Here is an 18,549-nt window from a genome sequence, read left to right as displayed (position 1 = left end):
ATGAACAGGTGCTGCACTGCGAAGCAAAAAGCCCGCCACAGGGCGGGCTCGGGCACCCACAGCCAATCAGTCGACCGCTTTGGCGATCATCACCATGGCAGGACGGATCACCCGACCGTTGAGGTCATAGCCCTTCTGCATTACGGCGATCACGGTGTTCGGGGCCACATCGGCACTCGGCACCATGCTCATCGCCTGATGGGCGTTGGGGTCAAACGGCTGGTTGATCGGGTCGAGCGCCACCAGACCAAACTTGGCCACGCCGCTCTGCATGGATTTCAGGGTCAGCTCGACACCTTCAATCATCGGCTTGAGGGCTTCGTTCTCCTTGTCGGCCAGTTCGATGGCTCGCTCAAGGTTGTCCAGCACCGGCAGCAGTTCGTTGGCGAACTTCTCCAGAGCGAATTTGTGCGCCTTCTCCACATCCAGCTCGGTACGACGGCGCAGGTTCTCCATCTCGGCGGCGGTACGCAGGGCGCGTTCACGCTCTTCCGCCGCTTTTTGGATGGCGGTTTCCAGCTGCGCTTCCAGTTCGGCAATGCGGGCCTGCTCGGCTGTCACTTCACTGTCTACATCGGTCGGCTCGACTGGCTGGGCTTCCACTTGCTCCATCGCTTCAACCTTTTGCTCTTCGTGGTTCATGACATCTCCAATTCCGGGGTTACTTATGAGGGCCCTGACGTCTGGTTGAGCGACCGGACGACAACAGACCGACTATGTTGGCGCTATTATGGGGATGCATCCCCGGCTTTCAAGGGGTAAAGGGCAATCAGGGTTGCTGAATAGCCGCAACCGTCGGTTTATCCGGGTTACCGCTCACCGTTTAACCAGTAGCCTCAAGGGGATAGCCGGCCCCGTCACACGGGAGAGCGTCACAAGCGGAGCAAAGCACTGTATACTGGCCCGCAATACCCATCCCAGATCTGACTGACTATGGATTCTCCGTTCAAAACCATCGCCCTGATTGGCAAACCCCACCATGAGGGGGCCAACCAGACGCTGACCGGCCTGCATCAATACCTGACCGCCCGCGGCTTTCGGGTACTGGTGGAGAGCCGGGTCGCCCAGACCCTGAGCATCCTCGATGAAAACGTGATGGATCTGGTGCAACTGGGCCAGCAGGCCGATCTCGCTATCGTGGTCGGCGGTGACGGCAACATGCTGGGGGCGGCACGGGTGCTGTCGCGTTTCGATGTGGCGGTGATCGGGGTGAACCGGGGCAACCTCGGTTTTCTGACCGACCTCTCGCCGCAGGATTATCTGCTGCCGCTGGAGCAGGTGCTCTCCGGTCACTACAAGAGCGAACACCGCTTCCTGCTGGAAGCCTCGGTCTATCGCCACGGCGAGCGCAAGTCGAGCAATCTGGCGGTAAATGAAGCAGTGCTGCACCCGGGCAAGATCGCCCATATGATCGAGTTCGAGGTCTATATCGATGGCAGCTTTATGTATAGCCAGCGCTCGGACGGCATCATCGTCGCTACCCCGACCGGCTCGACCGCCTACTCCCTGTCGGCGGGCGGCGCCATCCTCACCCCTAAGCTCAACGCCATCACGCTGGTGCCCATGTTCCCGCATACCCTCAGCAGTCGCCCCATCGTGCTCGATGCCGACAGCGAAGTACGGCTGCTGGTCTCGCCGGATAATCAGGACGATGCCATGCAGGTCAGCTGTGACGGTCAGGTGACCCTGGCGGTCCACCCGGGGGACGAGATCCTCATCAAGAAGAGCCACCACCAGCTTCATCTGGTGCATCCCCTCGACTACAGCTACTTCCACGTGCTGCGCAACAAGCTCGGCTGGGGCAGCAAGCTGTTCTAATCAACTTTGACCGACAACGGCATTGCCAGAGAAGGGCGCCTGAATTGGCGCCCTTCTCTTTTCTTTCGTAGCAACCGCCCCTGCACTCTCATATCCGTACCGCGTGCCAATGGTCAGTACCGCATTCTTATAGCCATAGCGCACTGGCGCGGCTTTCCTGTGTTAAAAATGGCGGCGCCCTCTTTACTGTATATAAGACCAGTATATACTGGATACATACACAGTAATGTTGACCTATACAGGATGAGACCATGCTGACCCAGCTGACCGTCAACAACTTCGCCATCGTCAAGTTTCTCGAACTCGATCTGCAACCGGGCATGACCTGCATCACAGGTGAGACCGGCGCCGGTAAATCCATCGCCATCGACGCTCTCGGTCTCTGCCTCGGAGAGCGGGCCGAAGCCGGCATGGTGCGACCCGATAGCGACAAAAGCGAGGTCAGCGCCCGCTTCCTGCTAGACAACAACCCGGCCGCCCGCGCCTGGCTCGCCACCAACGAACTGGAAAACGAAGGTGAGTGTATCGTCCGGCGAGTCATCTCCGCCGAGGGCCGCTCACGCAGCTATATCAACGGCGTGCCCGTCCCCCTCACCCAGCTCAAGAATCTGGGTCAGCTGCTGGTCAACGTACACGGTCAGCATGCCCACCAGATGCTGCTCAAACCCGACTACCAGCTCGCCCTGCTCGACGGCTACGCCGGCCACCATCTGCTGCTCGATGAGGTGCGCCAGCACTATCAGCAGTGGCGTCAACTGCAAAACGAGCTCAACCGGCTCAAGGCCGAGCAGCAGCAGCGGGAGGCCCGTCGCCAACTGATCGAGTATCAGGTGCAGGAGCTGGACGAATTCGCCCTGCAGCCGGGGGAGTTTGAAGAGATAGAGGAGGAGCACCAGCGTCTCGCCAACGGCACCGAGCTGATGCAGGAGTGCGGCGCTTGCCTCGATCTGCTCTATGACAACGAAGAGACCACTATCGCAGGGCTGCTGCAATCGGCCGTCGATCGGGCCGAGGGGCTGGTCAGCATGGACAGCCGCCTCAACCCGGTACTGGAGATGCTGAATGAAGCGCTGATCGGGGTACAGGAGAGCCACAGCGAACTTCGCAGCTACCTCGATCGGCTGGAGCTGGATCCCGAGCGTTTTAACGAGCTGGAGGCCCGCCTCTCCAAAGCCATCAATCTGGCACGCAAGCACCACGTCAAACCGGCCGATCTGGCTCAGTACCATCAGGAGCTGGCCTCGGATCTCGCCCGCCTCAACTCTGACGAAGAGCGGCTAGAGGGGATGGAAGATGAGCTGGCCGAGGCCCGTCAGGCTTTTGTCCAGGCCGCCGAAGCCCTGAGCCAGAGCCGTCAGCGTTACGCCCAGGAGCTGGGCGCCAAGGTAACCAGCAGCATGCACGAACTGGCAATGCCCGATGGCCGCTTTGCCATCGAGGTGCGCCCCGATGCCCAGAGCAGTCTGTCACCACTGGGTATAGATCGGGTGGAGTTCATGGTCACCACCAACCCGGGCCAACCGATCCAGCCGCTTGGCAAGGTGGCCTCCGGCGGTGAGCTGTCGCGCATCAGCCTCGCCATCGTGGTGATCAGCGCCCGCAAGGTCTCCACCCCGACCCTGATTTTCGACGAAGTGGATGTGGGGATCAGCGGCCCGACTGCCGCCGTGGTGGGTCGCCTGCTGCGCCAGCTCGGCGAGTCCACTCAGGTGATGGTGGTCACTCACTTGCCTCAGGTGGCAGGCAACGGCCACCAGCATATGGTGGTGAGCAAGCATACCGATGGCAAAACCACCGAAACCCAAATGAGTGCCCTTGATGAGACCGCCCGTCTCAACGAGCTGGCACGCCTGCTCGGTGGCGACCAGATCACCGACAACACCTTGGCCAATGCCCGCGAGCTGCTGCGTCGATGAATCAGGTGATAAAGCCAATTTGCAGCGATGGCGACTGATAGCGCTGACCGAACATGCTGACTGCGCAGGCACAGGCGAGAGCTATGGCCTGCGCAGCCAGTAATAGCCAACAGCCAACAGCCAACAGCCAACAGCCAACAGCCAACAGCCAACTGTGATAACTGAACTCGCGTCAGGATTACCGACCCAGATCAATAAAATGGCGAGTTAGGCGAAGCTGGCAGCAACATGGGCGTGGATCCGGTTGCCTTCATGTGGCGGATTTCGCATAGTGTTGCCCCCCTTTATGGGTATCCAATTGTGAGGCTTTGTCTATGATCCACGTTTTTGGTCACAAGAATCCTGATAGCGACAGTATCTGCAGTGCGCTGGTTATCACCGACTGGCTCAATGGCCAGGGCCGTCAGGCCACCCCATGGCGTCTGGGTGACCTGCGCACCGAAACCCGTTTTATTCTGGAGCAGGCTGGCGTCAGCGAACCCGAGTTGCTGACCAAAGATCTGACCGGTGAAGATGTCTGGCTGGTGGATTTCAGTGATCTGGAACAGGGCCCTGCCACACTGGCACAAGCCAATGTACTGGGCCTGGTGGATCACCACCGTCTCGGCACTCTGGTCACCCAGTCTCCGCTGGATGCGTGGATCCGGGCTGTCGGCTGCACCTGCACCATCGCCTTCGATCTGCTGAGCCAGCAAGGCACCGTGACCCGCAGCCAGGCTCGCCTGATGCTGGGTGCCATCATGAGCGACACCCTCTGTCTCACCTCGCCGACCACCACCGAGCAGGACAAGATCGCCTGTGAGCGTCTGGCACCGCTGGCCGAAGTATCGCTGGCCGAATTCGGCCAACAGTTGCTGATGGCGAAAACCGACCTGAGCGGCCTGACTCCGGCTCAACTGCTGCAGCAGGATGAGAAAGCGTTCCAGGCGGAAGGTTGCAGCTTCATCATGAGCCAGATCGAAGTGGGCAGCGAACAGCAGCTGGCCGAGCACCTGCCAGCCCTGCAGCAGGAGATGGCCCAGCGCGTGGCGAGCGAAGGGCTCGACTTCTTCGTATTGATGGTGACTGACCTGACTGCGGCTGCCAGCCGTATCTACTTTACCGAGCACGCCAAAGTACCGGCAGAGTCCAGCTACCACCCGGGCTTTGTCAGCCGCAAGAAGCAGGGGCTGCCCTGGGTGATGGATCTGCTGGCCAAGGCCTGACCTTCCCTCGCCATCACCTATTCCAAAGCCCTGCCTGTGCGCAGGGCTTTTTCATCGCCACCGCCAGCCGCACTCCCCCCTCTTGCTGATCATGTTGCTCACGACTGCGGCCTCTCGCTTACTCCTTTCTCGGCTTATTGACAGTTAACGCCATAACTTTGCTTACATATTTGCGGCTGTTATTTATCAGGGCTTTGCTGCAGGATAATCGCCGCGCACAACCTTTTCCGTTTCCATTCAGGTGATCGATGAACATAACCCCCAAGCAGAGAACCCTGGCCATCACAATTCTGATCGCCGTGGTGCTCCTCGGCTGGCTGCTCTGGCCCAGTCAACCACCCAAGGCGATGCTGACCGCTCAAGTGACCCGCGAGGATATCGCCCAGACCGTACTGGCCAGTGGCGTGCTGCAGGCCGTAGAGCAGGTGGATGTGGGGGCCCAGGTCTCCGGCCAGGTTACCAAGCTGGCCGTCGAGGCTGGAGATCAGGTCAAGCAGGGAGACCTGCTGGCCGAGATCGATCCCCTGATTGCCCAGAACAACCTCAAGACGGCCGAGGCGGAGCTTGCCAGCAACCGCGCCCAGCTCAAGATCAAGCAGGCACAACTCAAACAGAACGAGCTCGCCTGGCGGCGCCAGCAGCAGATGTTCAAGCAGGAGGCGAGCTCACGGGCCGATCTGGAGAGTGCCGAGGCACTGCTGGCGGTCACCCGCGCCGAATTGCAAAACAGCCAGGCCAATATCGACAATGCCCTGATCAAGGTTGATCGGGCCAAGACCGAGCTGGGCTACACCAAGATCCTGGCGCCAATGGATGGCACCGTCATCAGCATTGTGACCCGTCAAGGCCAGACCCTGGCTGCCAGCCAGACGGTGCCAACCGTGCTCAAGCTGGCCAACCTCGAGACCATGACGGTCAAGGCGCAGATCTCCGAAGCTGATGTCACCAAGGTCAAAGCCGGCATGCCGGTCTATTTCACCTTGATCGGCGATCCGGATACCCGCTATCAGGGTACCCTTCGCGCCGTGGAGTTAGCGCCTACCAACATCAACGATCAGGCCACCACAGGCACCACCACCAACAATGCGGCCGTTTACTACTACGCCCTGTTCGATGTGCCCAATCCCGATCATACCCTGCGAGTGGCAATGACCACCCAGGTGACCATAGTGCTCGGCGAGCGCAAGCAGGTGCTCACTGTGCCGCAAACCGCCCTCGGCAAGTCGCTGGGTGACAACGAGTATGAAGTCACCGTGATCAAGGACGATGAGACAACCGAAACCCGTCATATCAAGACCGGTATGAAGGACGAGATCCGCATTGAGGTGATCAGCGGGCTGAGTGAGAAGGAGGAGGTGCAGCTCAATCACGGAGCCCCCGCCGACAATGATGAGATGGCGGTGATGCTATGAGTGAGCCCCTGAACCAGCTGCCGTTGATCCAGCTGAAAGGGGTCGAGCGACGCTACCAGAGCGGCGACAGCGAAGTCACCGTGCTCCACCCTCTTGATCTCACTATCACGGCTGGAGAGATGATCGCCATTGTCGGCGCGTCCGGCTCCGGTAAGTCGACCCTGATGAACCTGCTGGGTTGTCTCGATAGCCCGAGCAGCGGCCAGTATCTGTTTCGCGGTCAGGACACCGCCACCATGGATGCGTTGGCGCTGGCCCGGCTGCGCTGCCACCACTTCGGCTTTATCTTTCAGCGCTACCACCTGCTGCCCCATCTCGATGCCGCCGCCAACGTGGAGATCCCAGCTGTCTATGCCGGTACCAGCCGCCCGGATCGCCAGGCGCGCGCGCGTCAGCTGCTGAGTAGACTGGGGCTGGCCGATCGCAGTCACCATACCCCGGGCCAGCTCTCCGGCGGTCAGCAGCAGCGGGTCAGTATCGCCCGGGCGCTGGCCAATGGCGGCGAAGTGATCCTCGCCGATGAACCGACCGGCGCACTGGATAGCCAGAGCGGCAAGGAGGTGATGGCGATCCTCAAGGAGCTGCACGCTCAGGGCCACACCATCATTCTGGTCACCCACGATATGAACGTGGCCAGCCATGCCGACCGTATCATCACTCTCAAAGATGGTCGGATTGAACAAGATAGCGGCCCCAGCCAAACGGCCGTGTTGGCCCCAGCCACCGCTGTAGCCGCTCAAAAAATAGCTCCCACTAAAGGCGCCATGGGTCACGACTGGGATCGTTATCGGGAAGCGGGACGGATGGCGATCCATGCCATGCTCGCCCACCGGATGCGCACCTTCCTCACCATGCTCGGCATCATCATCGGTATCGCCGCAGTGGTGAGCGTGGTCGCTCTTGGTCAGGGGGCGCGCGCTAAGGTGATCGACCAGATCAATGCGATGGGCACCAACACCATCGAAATCTTCCCGGGTAAAGGATGGGGCGATGAGAAGATGGCCAGCATCCAGACCCTCAACAAGGGGGATCTCGATGCCCTGTTGGGGCAACCCTATCTTGCGGGCGCCAGCCCCGAGATCGGCAGCTCCGGCCAGTTGCGCTATCGCAACAAGACCAACAGCGGCAACGTGACCGGGGTCGGTAACGACTATTTCAAGGTAAAGGGGATGACGCTGGTCAGTGGTCGCTTACTGGAGTGGCAAGATATCCAGCTGCGTGCCGCCGTCGCCGTGGTGGACAAGAAGAGCATCACCAGCCTGCTTGGCAAGGAGGATCCGGTCGGCAAGGTGGTACTGGTCGGCACCTTGCCGGTGCGGATTGTCGGTGTGGTTTCGCAGGAGACCGGCTTCGGCCCCACCAGCCAGTCGGTCAATATCTGGCTGCCCTACAGCGCGGTGATGAGTCGCCTCATCTCGCAGCACCACTTCAGCCAAATCACCATCCGGGTCAAGGACGGGGTACAACCGGCACTGGCCGAGCAGGCGGTGATCGAGCTGATCACCAAGCGCCACGGGGTGAAGGATTTCTTCACCTTTAGCAGCGACAGCATCATCAAATCGGTAGAGAAAACCACCGCCACCATGACCCTGATGGTCTCGGCCATCGCGGTGATCTCGCTGATCGTCGGCGGGGTGGGCGTGATGAACATCATGCTGGTGTCGGTGGTGGAGCGTACCCGCGAGATCGGCATTCGCATGGCCGTGGGCGCCCGCCAGTCGGATATTCTGCAGCAATTCCTGATTGAGGCTGTGATGGTGAGCCTGCTGGGGGGGATCTTCGGCGTCGGCCTCTCGCTCGGTATTGGCGCGCTCTTTTCACTGCTGGTGGACTCCATCAAGATGCAGTTCTCGCTCTTCTCCATCCTGATGGCCTTTGGCTGCTCGTCACTCATCGGGATCCTGTTTGGTTACCTGCCGGCACGCAATGCGGCGCGGCTCGACCCTGTTGTCGCACTGGCGAGGGAATAACAATGCACAAACTCTCCTGGCTGGCTCTCTGCATGGCCCTCAGCGGCTGTAGTCAGCACAGCACCTATCAAAGACCCGAGCTGGCGATAGCCCCCACATGGCAACAGGCAGACGGCGCCCGACTGGCTGCGCAGGCTGGCCCCTGGTGGCGGGAATTTCATGATCCCCAACTCGACAAACTGGTCGAGGCGGTACTGGCCGCCAACCCGGACATGCGTGTGGCGGCCCTCAAGCTCAAAAGCGCCCGACTGGGCGCCGAGCAGGCCGATACCAACCTCACCCCCTCGGTCAATGGCACTATCGCTGCCAGTGGCAACAAGGATCTGAAAACCGGCCAAGGCACCAACAGTCTGGGCCCCTCGCTGAGCCTCAGTTACGAAGTGGATTTGTGGGGCAAGCTTGCCTCAGTGCGGGATCAGGCAAGCTGGGAAGCGGCTGCAAGCGAGCAGGATCTCGCCAGCACCCGACTGCTGCTGATCGGCAATACCCTGGAGCAGTATTGGCAGCTTGGCTATCTCGGCTCTGCCATCGCACTCGGAGAACAGCAGCTGGCCAACCTGACGCGAACCGAGCAGCTGACCCAAACCAAATACCAGGCAGGCGCCATCACCCGACTCGATCTGGCGCAGGCACGCCAGCAACTGGCAGGCAAGCAGGCTGAGCTGGCCTCCCTCAAGGCGCAGCAGGAGCAGGCTCGCAATGCCCTGCGTCTGTTGCTGGGCCGCAGCAGCGGGCCGCTGGAGTATGCACCCGCTTCCCTTGCAAAGCAGACCATCCCTGAACTTGCGGTGGGTATTCCGGCCGATGTGCTGGCCCGCCGCCCCGACGTCAAAGCGGCCGAATTGCGGCTGCGCAAGACGCTGGCAAAAGGTGACGAGATCCGCACCAGCTTCTACCCCAGCCTGACCCTGACCGGCAGCGCCAGCACCGCATCCGATAGATTGGCGCAGGTACTGCAAAATCCGGTTGGTATGCTGGGGGCCAGCCTCGCCCTCCCCTTCCTTGAATACAACCGCACCCAACTTGCCATCGAAAGCTCAGAGCTGGATTACCAGATTGCTGAAACCGAGTTTCGCAAACAGCTCTACACCGCACTGGTGGAGGTAGAAGACAATCTGGCCGCCCGCCACTATGGCCAGCAGCGACTCGATTATCTGCAGGAACAACTGAGTTATGCCCAGGAGGCCGAACGACTGGCCAAGGCTCGCTTCCAGGCGGGTGCGACCGGCGTGCAAGCCTGGCTTGATGAGCAGAACCGGCTGTGGGATGCCCAGCAGAGCCTGCTGGCCCAGCAAAAAGAGCAGCTCACCACCACCGCCAAAATCTATCGCGCCCTGGGTGGCAGCGATAGCGTGACGCCCCGATAGCGCTTCACCTGGCCATTCCCCACTCTGCCGGCAGAGTGGGGAATGACATCGCCATCGACCGCACAGAATTCCCTCGCCCACACGGCAACCGAACTCCATTGCTCATTATCAGGGGCAGTTACGGCAGCCCATCCAATAACATGCATCGGCGACCCAGAATATCCCGGCTATACCTTGCGGCTATCTCTATCCCTCACGCACCCTGTGGAGATAACGATTACCAGATATTCCATCCGCAGAGAGCTCGACTCTCGCCGAGCGGCGCCCCGTGAATCGTGAGAGACATATCCGAAGCGCATATCTGCACGACGCATACAAAAAGCGATATCACGCAGTTAATTCTGCACGACAAAATTAATCGCAAACAATGAGTGATATTGAGCAAAGTAACAGTGAAGTGAAACGATGGTAAAAAGGATACAAGCGAGGATGTAGATAACAATGGGGTGAAGGGGCAGATTGGATAACCACGAGTAAAACGGCAAAAATAATGCCGCTCAAAGGCGGCATTATTCAATCTCTGAACCTGACGAATTAGATCAGGAAATCGTTCAGGTCTTTACCCAGTGCTACTTGAGCAGCAATGGCTTTCGGCATACGGCCTTGACCGGTCCAGGTTTTTTCCTGGCCATCTTCTTCGTACTTGTATTTAGCCGGACGCGGAGCACGCTTGCTCTTGGCAGCGCCAGTCGCAGCAGCCGGAGCTGCGGCAGTCGCCAACAGCTCGCGAGGATCAATACCAGCCTGCTGCAGCATTTCGGTGAATTCATTCAGCTTGCGCTGACGCTCTTCCTGTTCAGCACGCTCCTGTTCAACAGAATCGGCGCGCTCTTGGTAAACCAGGTCAAACTTCTCTTTAGCTTCCAGCAGTTGCTCAAAAGGCAGCTCACGAATAGCCGCACGCAGACTGCGAATGTTCAGCAGAACTTTCAGAAACTCGTTCATTATTTCCTCACAAAAAAGTCGGTTACAGGGATAACTGTTTCAGAATAGCATGGACAATTAGCGAGAACATACAGTTTTTCTATATTAACGTTCTTTTTTTCTTAAATTTCACCATCAAGATCGAATGCTTGCCACTATCAATAACAAACTGGCTGGAATGCAGATCATCTGGGTAGAGAGGTGATTACCATCTTGCGCTCAAGAAACATCAGTATTTCAAGACTCATTAATTTCCTGTTCAGCATCCAACAAAACTAACTCAGTAACCTGACTTATAAGCCTGAGCGCACATTTCTACCATACGTTCAACATCATGTGACAAGACTACGCCTATCTGTTTAGCAATGAACATGTCTAGATCCTGTCCCGTCCCCCGATGATGAGGGGATATCCAAACTGACTATCAACCCATTCGACACCACCAATAAAATCACATATTAATCAATTGGTTGAGAACAGCGAATGACATTTCAAATATGCTTTTCGTAGCCCATTTGACAGACGTATGCGTCCGAAAACAGACTGTTCGGATACTGGCCGTTCAGAAGGTAAACAATAAAAAAACCAGCCGTTTTTAAGGGCTGGCTTTCTATGTAGCCAAATAGCACTATTTATTTTTGGTTATATTCTTGCCTGATTGATCAACACCGGTAATCACTGCCTGTGAAGCGGATCCAGTTAAAAGGGGCTCGGTTGGATAGAGCTTAAGTGCTTCAGCTCGCATCGCATTGGCTTCCTCTGTACGACCCAATGCATTAAGCGCGATCACCATATTGGCGTATATGTTGGCACGGGGTGTATGGCGTACGAATGCCTGCCCCCACTCCAGATAAGCTTCCAGTTCGGTCTTGTTATTTGTCTGCAAGCCCACCATCAGACGAACCGAGTTCACATCAAATTCCACTCGGGTCAACCAAGCCATGGGATTGACGATATCAAGTAGCAAAGTCGGCTCTTTATACCCACCCCGTTCATATTTGGTGACTACCCATGCGGTGTGAATGGCTGTAAGCATAAAGGGAACGGCCAGCAGCGGGATAGCAACCGCCATAAATCGCAGTAACAACCATGGGCGGCACTCCATATCCCACCATGATGAGAAACCCTGACTCGCCAGGTTGGTCTCTTCAATTTCGGTATCGATGATATAAATCAGCATCAGCAACAGCCACCATAACACGATCGCATGGTAGAGCGGGTATTCCGTCTGGGTATGAAGCAAGATCGGTGTAACCAGAGCAAGCAGTCCCATGGCATTTACCCAACGCACACTTGCCAGACGCCATAATAATGCGCCCCCCATGATCACCATGCCGGCCATGGGTGCAATACCGCCCTCAACAGCCCAATAGAGAAACTCGTTGTGGGGGTGGTCAAGATTGTACTCAATCTGCACCATGGACGGATTCAGCGCTTTATCAGCCATATAGTGATGGAGAAAAACAGATTCAAAACTGCCGTATCCCCAACCACTCCAGGGAGCCTGTGCAATCAGTTTGGCAGCATAGGGCCAATAAATAGAGCGCATACCACCAGACTGATAGATCTCCAGCCCACGCTTGGCTCCAGCCATCCAATATTGTGATAACAGGCCAATGGCCACAGCCAAGATAACCAGACCCAACATACGCCATAGCAGGCGTTGTCGATAAAGTTGAGGCATCAATAAGAACAGGGCTAACAGGCCACCTAATTGCCCCACTCGGGATTGTAAAACCACCAGTAACAATGATGCAGATAGAATGACGCCATAGCGCAGAGCCATCAGCAAGCGGCCACCCTCTCTACGCAGTTCCAGCCAGATGGCAAGGGCAATCCCAGTCGCCATAAACGTCGCCATCACGTTTGGCTGTTGAAAGATCCCGTATGGACGATTGATTTTAGTGTCGTAGCCAATCCAGTTACCCGGCGTCAACAGATAGAACTGAACCAGACCGAGCACTGCCTCCATCGCGATCGCAATCAGGATGAGATAGAGCAAGCGCTCACGCTTCGGCCGATTAAAGCCCCATTGATAGAGACCAAACAAAAACAGCAGACCAGCAAAAAGTCCCAGCAATCGGGGAATGGCATAATCCTTGAGTGCAAAGCTGGGATAGAGCATCGGGAGCAGTAGCAAGAGAGCTCCTATCCATAAACCCGCTTGTAATGGAGAAAAGACCAGACGTTGACGTAACGTCACCTGCCACAGTCCCAGCCCCATTGCCAAAGACGCAAAGATCCATCCACACGCATTAAAGGGCAGATACAGACCCGCACCACCAGGATTGTGCATAAAAAAATGCACTCCAAGTAACCAGTATGATGAAGATAAAATCCAATACAAGCTGCTCATATATTCTTTCCGTATACTCAACGAGCCCCAAACCCTGTCAGCATTGTTTTAATAGTTTTGATTACTATTAATAGATCAAGCCAAAGCGAAAAATTCCTAATATAATAAAAATCATACTCTAATTTTATACGAGTACTATCTGTATCAGCTGAGTAGCCATGCATAACCTGAGCCCATCCACTTATACCAGGACGGACCATATGACGATACATATAGAATGGTAGCTCAGACTCAAATTTCTCTACAAAAAAACGCTGTTCAGGTCGTGGACCAATCAAGCTCATATCCCCTTTAAGAACATTAAAAAATTGCGGGAGCTCATCAATTCTATATTTACGAATAAAATGACCAACACGGGTAATCCGTTTGTCAGCTTTCTGAGCAAAACATGCATTGTCTAATGATGAACTGTCATGCATACTACGAAATTTATACATTACAAAGTCTTTATTACCAAACCCAACTCTTTTTTGCTTAAAGAAAACAGGGCCGGGGCTTTCCAGCTTTATTAAAATTGCCGTTATAATTATTACCGGCATAAAAAACGGAAATGAAATTATAACAATCAAAAAATCAGCAAGTCTTTTTAAATGAAAATAAAACAACGATGGAATAGCGGAGCCAAAATCATTCTCATATAATTGTTCAACGCTCACTCGGCCTGTTAATGATGCATATATAGTTTTGCTATGATAGATTGGTATCCCTAACAAAACGAAATCAGTTAATAACTTTTTCCATTCACTCGTTAAATCAGATGAGTGAAAGTCAGCAACTACGGCATTACCACAGAACAGAGAAAAATCAGGTTTGTGAAGAATATTCCATTCAGCAGCAGTCAAGGCACACAGTTTCTGATAATTGCCAACCGGGATGATATAATACTTAACTTTGCCAGATCGTACCCCTAAGTCATAAATAATCCAGCAAGAAACTAAAGCCAATATATATGAGCTTATAATTACTGGCCTACTATACTCAAGACGAAATAGCAGTAACACACCGAATAATATACCATACACTGCGGTTACTGTTGGAATCATATAAGATAAGGCATTAACTCCAGGATAGCAAAGCACTCGACTCAGGAAAAAACCAGCCGTAATACATGTTATAAAGATGCCTAAAAGTGTGTTTATTTTTACATTATCAAGGAAACTCCAAAAGTCAACTCCCCAAAACAAAAATGAAGGTAGTAATGTTGACACCAAGGATGTAAAAAAGAACATCATTGTATAATTAAACCGTAAAAGGTCATAACAACGACCACCATATGGATAATAGCTATTATTTATCATGAAAAACTCATTTTAGTTATCAACCACAGGGGGAACGCCATCGATATGCTGAGCCAATAAATCAAAATATATGCCAATGATTTTTTTTTCATCAAATCTGGCACTGACTAATCGCCTCCCAGCATTACCCATCAAGGTTCTTTGAGCTGTAGTCATCCGTATGAATGTCATCATTGCATCAGTCAATGATGACACATTTCTAGCTTGACAGAGTAACCCGGTTTTCTCATGTAGCAGTACATCTCTACATCCAGGAACATCGGTAACAATAATTGGCTTTGCCATTGCAGCAGCTTCGATCATAGTTCTTGGCAATCCTTCGCGATAAGAAGGTAACACAATACAATCGCTTTCCATTATGATAGGCCTAACATCATGTGTAGTACCTAGATATTCCAGCACACCTTCATTGATCCATTCATGCAACTGTGCATATCCGATCGCTCGTGGGTTATCAGCCTGAACATCGCCTAACAATTTAAACTTTATGTTTGGATGACTAATGTGAATCTGCTTTGCGGCTGCTACATATTCTCCAATCCCCTTATCCCATAACAACCGCGCAATGAGCAAAAAACTAACCGAGTCATCTTCAGCAAATTTCTCTGAAGGATAAAAAAAACTCACATCAACACCCTCGCCAGGCAGTAACAGAGTCTTTCTTTCATCTACCAACTGTCTTGATACAAATTCAAAGCGATCATCTTCATTTAAAAAAATGACTATCTTAGGATATTTAAACGCGAATTTATAAAGCAATCTTACTACTTTAGGCACCCAACCATCATTCATAAAGGCATATCCTAACCCAGTGGTTATAGCCAAGGCAGGTGTGCGACAAAGGTGTGCAGCAAAAGAACCATATATATTTGGTTTTACCGTATAATGGATAATTAAATCCGCATTAATTCTTCTATATATTCTTACGAAATCAAATATTAATTTTAGTTCAACAATTGGGTTGACTCCTTTAGGGGATAGTGCCAACGGTATAAATGAACACCCCAAATCACAGAGCAAAAAAACTGTATTATCAGGTGGAGCAACAATGGTTATGCGATATCCATGTTGTATAAGTGCAGATAATAATCCGCGGCGAAAATTCCACATTGACCACGCTGTATTGCTCACCATACAAAGATGTTTGCTCATGTGTAGTCCTGGTACAAACTTAACCAACGCAGACAGATAGTCTCTATTGAATAATGGCTAATAACCCGAATCCGAGCCTCCCTAGTCATCACCTCTCTCTCAAGCGGCGAAAGCATCATAGCCTGCTCAATCGCGGTAAATAGCTGCTGACTATTTTTAGAGGGGACAAGCAATCCAGCAGAGCCAACCACTTCCCTCACTCCACCACAATCGGTGGCAACCACTACCCGCTCACTAGCCATAGCCTCAGCCACAACTAAACCAAACCCCTCCCAAGCTGATGACAACACAAATATATCTGCTGCACTCATCCAATCTTCAACATCATAGCGCAGCCCCAAGAAATGAACTCGCTCGCTAATCCCTTGTGCGCTAGCGATTGTGGTTAAGTATTCTTTTTGCTCACCCTCACCTATAATGACCAACTTAACATTATTGGATCTCGAAGATAACATCGCAAATGCAACAAGCAAATTTGTATAGTCCTTGGCAGCGGTCAGTCTGCCTACTGAAATTAACAATATGTTATTGTCATCAATCCCAAGCTGAGAGCGTAATTTATTTCTGACTGTGGCGTTAAAATAAAAACGCTCCGTATCAATACCATTATACATGACTTTCATTCGCCCGGCAGATACCGCACCTTGTTTAATAAAAGCCTCGACTGCTTCTTGGCTTACGTTTGTGTTAAGATCACATAACCTTTCGGTAAGCCGGTATGCCAATATCCGCCACCCTCTTCCCTCATTAACACTATGTGCAGAGCAGATAAGCTTCGGAAATGATACAAACAATCGTAATAACCGAGCAAAAATATTTGCATGCACCATATGGCTATGCACCACATCCGGTTTATATTGATTAAGTAACCTGATCGCCTGCCAGTATGCTTTGAAAACACTAAATGGAGTTTTCCTCATCTGCAGTGAAACGATGTCTGCTGCAGTCGAATGTGGGCGATTGCTAATTTCACCGGTCATCGAGATAATTAATATATGGTGGCCCAATCTAATAAATTGATCTGCCAAATCGCACACTTGTCGTTCAGCGCCCCCCATACCAAGACCTGTGATTACCATCGCAATTTTCATGCTATTTCTTCAACCAACAGTAAAGAATGCACTGGAGACTTCTGACACATGCTTTGACCTTGCCGAACAATCGAGTATCTCGGATCACCTGGTCTCGATAAAACAAACCAAAACCACATGGATTACTTCTTAGATTTTTTTTAAAATTTGAGGTGTAGCCATCAGGAAGATATTCACACAAGTATATTACTTGGTCTACATAAAAAACTATCTTACCTATATCGGCAATTTTATTCCATATATATAACTCTGGTACAAACTTTTCGCCAGGGAACTCAGGAAAAGGACACTCACGCATAACATTAGTGCGAAAAACATAAGCCAAGTCACCTTTTAATACATGCCCTGCCATTATGGGCTGCATTACCATTGACTTGCTCCATCCGGTGCCGGAGATACCAATCATGTGACCAGATAATGTTGCTTTTCTAAAACACATCCCAACAAATTCCGAGCCAATATGATTCATAACATCATATAGCTTGGCAACAGCATCACCAGTTAATAAGTCATCACTATCCACAATGATAATCCAATCACCGGTCGCATGAACCACACCTTCATTTATAGCGCGATGTTTCCCTCCATTTTCTTTATAAAAATAATTGATTGAAAAGTCAGATTTAACTCTATAATCAAAAATAAGCTCAGCGGTACCATCAGTGCTACCGTCATCGATTACGAGCCATTCAAAGTCCTGCCTTGTCTGCTGACACAAACTGTCATACAACCTTGGTAAAACATATGCTCTGTTATAAGTTGGCGTCATTATTGTTATCATTGCACGACCTTACACACGCAACCTTTATATTGATGAATGAAGTATATCGACATCGTCGCAGCCATCATCAAAAAAGCATTAGTTATGTAAACGATGTAAATGTCACCGGAACGAAATACTTTTAGCAACAGCCAATAGTTGAATATGCTTATAATTAATAGAAAGAACCACTTGCACATTATCAAAAAATATTTTTTGTCACGGTATAATCGTTGCATCAAAACGCTATCCACAGCGAAAAAAGAAAGCGCAGGCAACATCATAATAGCTAATTCTGCTGCTAACTCATAATCTTTTCCAAATATAAAATAGACAATTTTATGTAGCCACAACCAACCCATTAATTGCAAGATACATGCAACTAATAACAGCCCTAAACAGACCGTATGTATTTTTTTTACTCTGCGCCCATATAACATCATTGGCGCTATAGACTGCACAACTATACCAAGTACAAGTACGCCCTGCTCTAGCATTTGACTAGCTACACCATACATGGCTAGTTGTTCATACCCTAAGTAATGCTCGATGAAAAAGCGATCAATCCTCATATAAATCAGCATCAGCATTAATGGTATCCAGAGCGCCCCACCTCGACTTAATATTACCACTGCCACTTTTTTATGCCAGTCCCAGATGCCACCTCTAAAATAAATAACATAACTCAGTGACATAGCTAAAAACAATGCTTCTATTGCCCTGCTTGAATAGATGATGAAATAAGATGAAAGTAAAAGAGCGAGGCTTACCAAAAGCACCCTTAATAATAAAATTGCAAGACGAATCGCTACAACAATACCTATATTTGTGGTGGCTTGATAGTAGTTGGCTATTACTGAAAATGGTTCATTAAAAATGAGCGCCAGTGCCAATAGCATCAGCATTAATCTTACATCTTGATCTGCGACAATAAAATTTGCGTAGACTAATGTGACAAGCAAAGCAACCAAAGCGAAAAGTAGACGAAAAATAAATACTGAAGATAGTATCTTCCAACGCAAATGAGGATGCCGAACTAATGCCGGAACAACAACTTCCGAGCCGGCAATCAATGTAACTGATGACAATAAAATGACGGCATTGAGCGAATATAGCCATTTCCCATATAACGACACACCGAGCAGATGACTAATTACCCCCTCGCAAAAAAAAACCAACCCAATGGTCACCATTTTTTCAAATAATAAAATACTAACATTAGTAATAATTGCGGCATATTCTCGATAAAATGCTATAGTCTGGCCTAATCGCATCCAAGT

Annotated in this window: 14 protein-coding genes; 6 read left to right on the top strand and 8 right to left on the bottom strand. The window is 51.9% G+C overall.

Going from position 1 to position 18,549, the window contains the following annotated elements; genetic code table 11:
- Nucleotides 1-66: 66 nt before the first annotated feature.
- Nucleotides 67-642, bottom strand: coding sequence for a nucleotide exchange factor GrpE (gene grpE, locus VF684_RS02905; RefSeq protein WP_005338036.1), 576 nt, complete (start codon nucleotides 640-642; stop codon nucleotides 67-69).
- Nucleotides 643-933: 291 nt separating this feature from the next.
- Between grpE and nadK the strand changes: the two genes are divergently transcribed.
- The 6 genes from nadK (at nucleotide 934) to VF684_RS02875 (ending at nucleotide 9,688) form a co-directional block, all read left to right on the top strand.
- On the top strand, nucleotides 934-1,818 hold the full coding sequence (gene nadK / locus VF684_RS02900; RefSeq protein ID WP_005338038.1) for an NAD(+) kinase: 885 nt from the start codon (nucleotides 934-936) through the stop codon (nucleotides 1,816-1,818).
- Nucleotides 1,819-2,069: 251 nt separating this feature from the next.
- On the top strand, nucleotides 2,070-3,734 hold the full coding sequence (gene recN, locus VF684_RS02895; protein WP_064338378.1) for a DNA repair protein RecN: 1,665 nt from the start codon (nucleotides 2,070-2,072) through the stop codon (nucleotides 3,732-3,734).
- A gap of 314 nt (nucleotides 3,735-4,048) precedes the next feature.
- Nucleotides 4,049-4,939: a manganese-dependent inorganic pyrophosphatase gene (locus tag VF684_RS02890; protein WP_042080331.1), complete on the top strand. Its 891-nt coding sequence runs from the start codon at nucleotides 4,049-4,051 to the stop codon at nucleotides 4,937-4,939.
- Nucleotides 4,940-5,187: 248 nt separating this feature from the next.
- Nucleotides 5,188-6,351, top strand: coding sequence for a macrolide transporter subunit MacA (gene macA / locus VF684_RS02885; RefSeq protein ID WP_042053022.1), 1,164 nt, complete (start codon nucleotides 5,188-5,190; stop codon nucleotides 6,349-6,351).
- Nucleotides 6,348-8,321: a MacB family efflux pump subunit gene (locus VF684_RS02880; protein ID WP_440173725.1), complete on the top strand. Its 1,974-nt coding sequence runs from the start codon at nucleotides 6,348-6,350 to the stop codon at nucleotides 8,319-8,321. Before macA ends, VF684_RS02880 begins: the two co-directional genes overlap by 4 nt.
- A 2-nt stretch (nucleotides 8,322-8,323) precedes the next feature.
- Entirely contained in the window at nucleotides 8,324-9,688 is a 1,365-nt protein-coding gene (locus VF684_RS02875; RefSeq protein ID WP_440173723.1) for an efflux transporter outer membrane subunit, read from the top strand.
- A gap of 534 nt (nucleotides 9,689-10,222) precedes the next feature.
- Here the strand turns inward: VF684_RS02875 and VF684_RS02870 are convergent.
- The 7 genes from VF684_RS02870 to VF684_RS02840 all read right to left on the bottom strand — a co-directional run bounded on the left by VF684_RS02870 (nucleotide 10,223) and on the right by VF684_RS02840 (nucleotide 18,543).
- Nucleotides 10,223-10,633 (bottom strand): H-NS family histone-like protein, encoded by a 411-nt coding sequence (locus VF684_RS02870; protein WP_005344269.1) that lies wholly within the window; start codon nucleotides 10,631-10,633, stop codon nucleotides 10,223-10,225.
- A 607-nt stretch (nucleotides 10,634-11,240) separates the two neighbouring features.
- On the bottom strand, nucleotides 11,241-12,968 hold the full coding sequence (locus tag VF684_RS02865; protein ID WP_440173720.1) for a Wzy polymerase domain-containing protein: 1,728 nt from the start codon (nucleotides 12,966-12,968) through the stop codon (nucleotides 11,241-11,243).
- 17 nt (nucleotides 12,969-12,985) lie between these two features.
- The gene (locus tag VF684_RS02860; RefSeq protein WP_005338058.1) at nucleotides 12,986-14,266 is read right to left on the bottom strand and encodes a sugar transferase; all 1,281 of its coding nucleotides are present in this window, start codon (nucleotides 14,264-14,266) and stop codon (nucleotides 12,986-12,988) included.
- A 12-nt stretch (nucleotides 14,267-14,278) separates the two neighbouring features.
- A complete protein-coding gene (locus tag VF684_RS02855) occupies nucleotides 14,279-15,418 on the bottom strand; it encodes a glycosyltransferase family 4 protein (protein WP_005338060.1) in 1,140 nt (379 codons plus the stop codon).
- On the bottom strand, nucleotides 15,415-16,509 hold the full coding sequence (locus VF684_RS02850; protein WP_440173717.1) for a glycosyltransferase: 1,095 nt from the start codon (nucleotides 16,507-16,509) through the stop codon (nucleotides 15,415-15,417). The genes VF684_RS02855 and VF684_RS02850 overlap by 4 nt, the downstream gene beginning before the upstream one ends.
- Before the next feature lies 1 nt (nucleotide 16,510).
- Nucleotides 16,511-17,278 carry a glycosyltransferase family A protein gene (locus VF684_RS02845; RefSeq protein WP_265781655.1) on the bottom strand — a complete coding sequence of 256 codons (768 nt, stop codon included), beginning with the start codon at nucleotides 17,276-17,278 and terminating at the stop codon, nucleotides 16,511-16,513.
- An 8-nt stretch (nucleotides 17,279-17,286) separates the two neighbouring features.
- Nucleotides 17,287-18,543 (bottom strand): lipopolysaccharide biosynthesis protein, encoded by a 1,257-nt coding sequence (locus VF684_RS02840; RefSeq protein WP_440173715.1) that lies wholly within the window; start codon nucleotides 18,541-18,543, stop codon nucleotides 17,287-17,289.
- Nucleotides 18,544-18,549 lie beyond the last annotated feature (6 nt).

The organism is Aeromonas sp. Lyrl_2, from assembly GCF_051948815.1.
GTDB classification, from domain to species: Bacteria; Pseudomonadota; Gammaproteobacteria; order Enterobacterales; family Aeromonadaceae; genus Aeromonas; species Aeromonas veronii.
The sequence above is the reverse complement of the archived record's forward strand: the minus strand, read 5'-3'. Positions and strand labels throughout refer to the sequence as shown.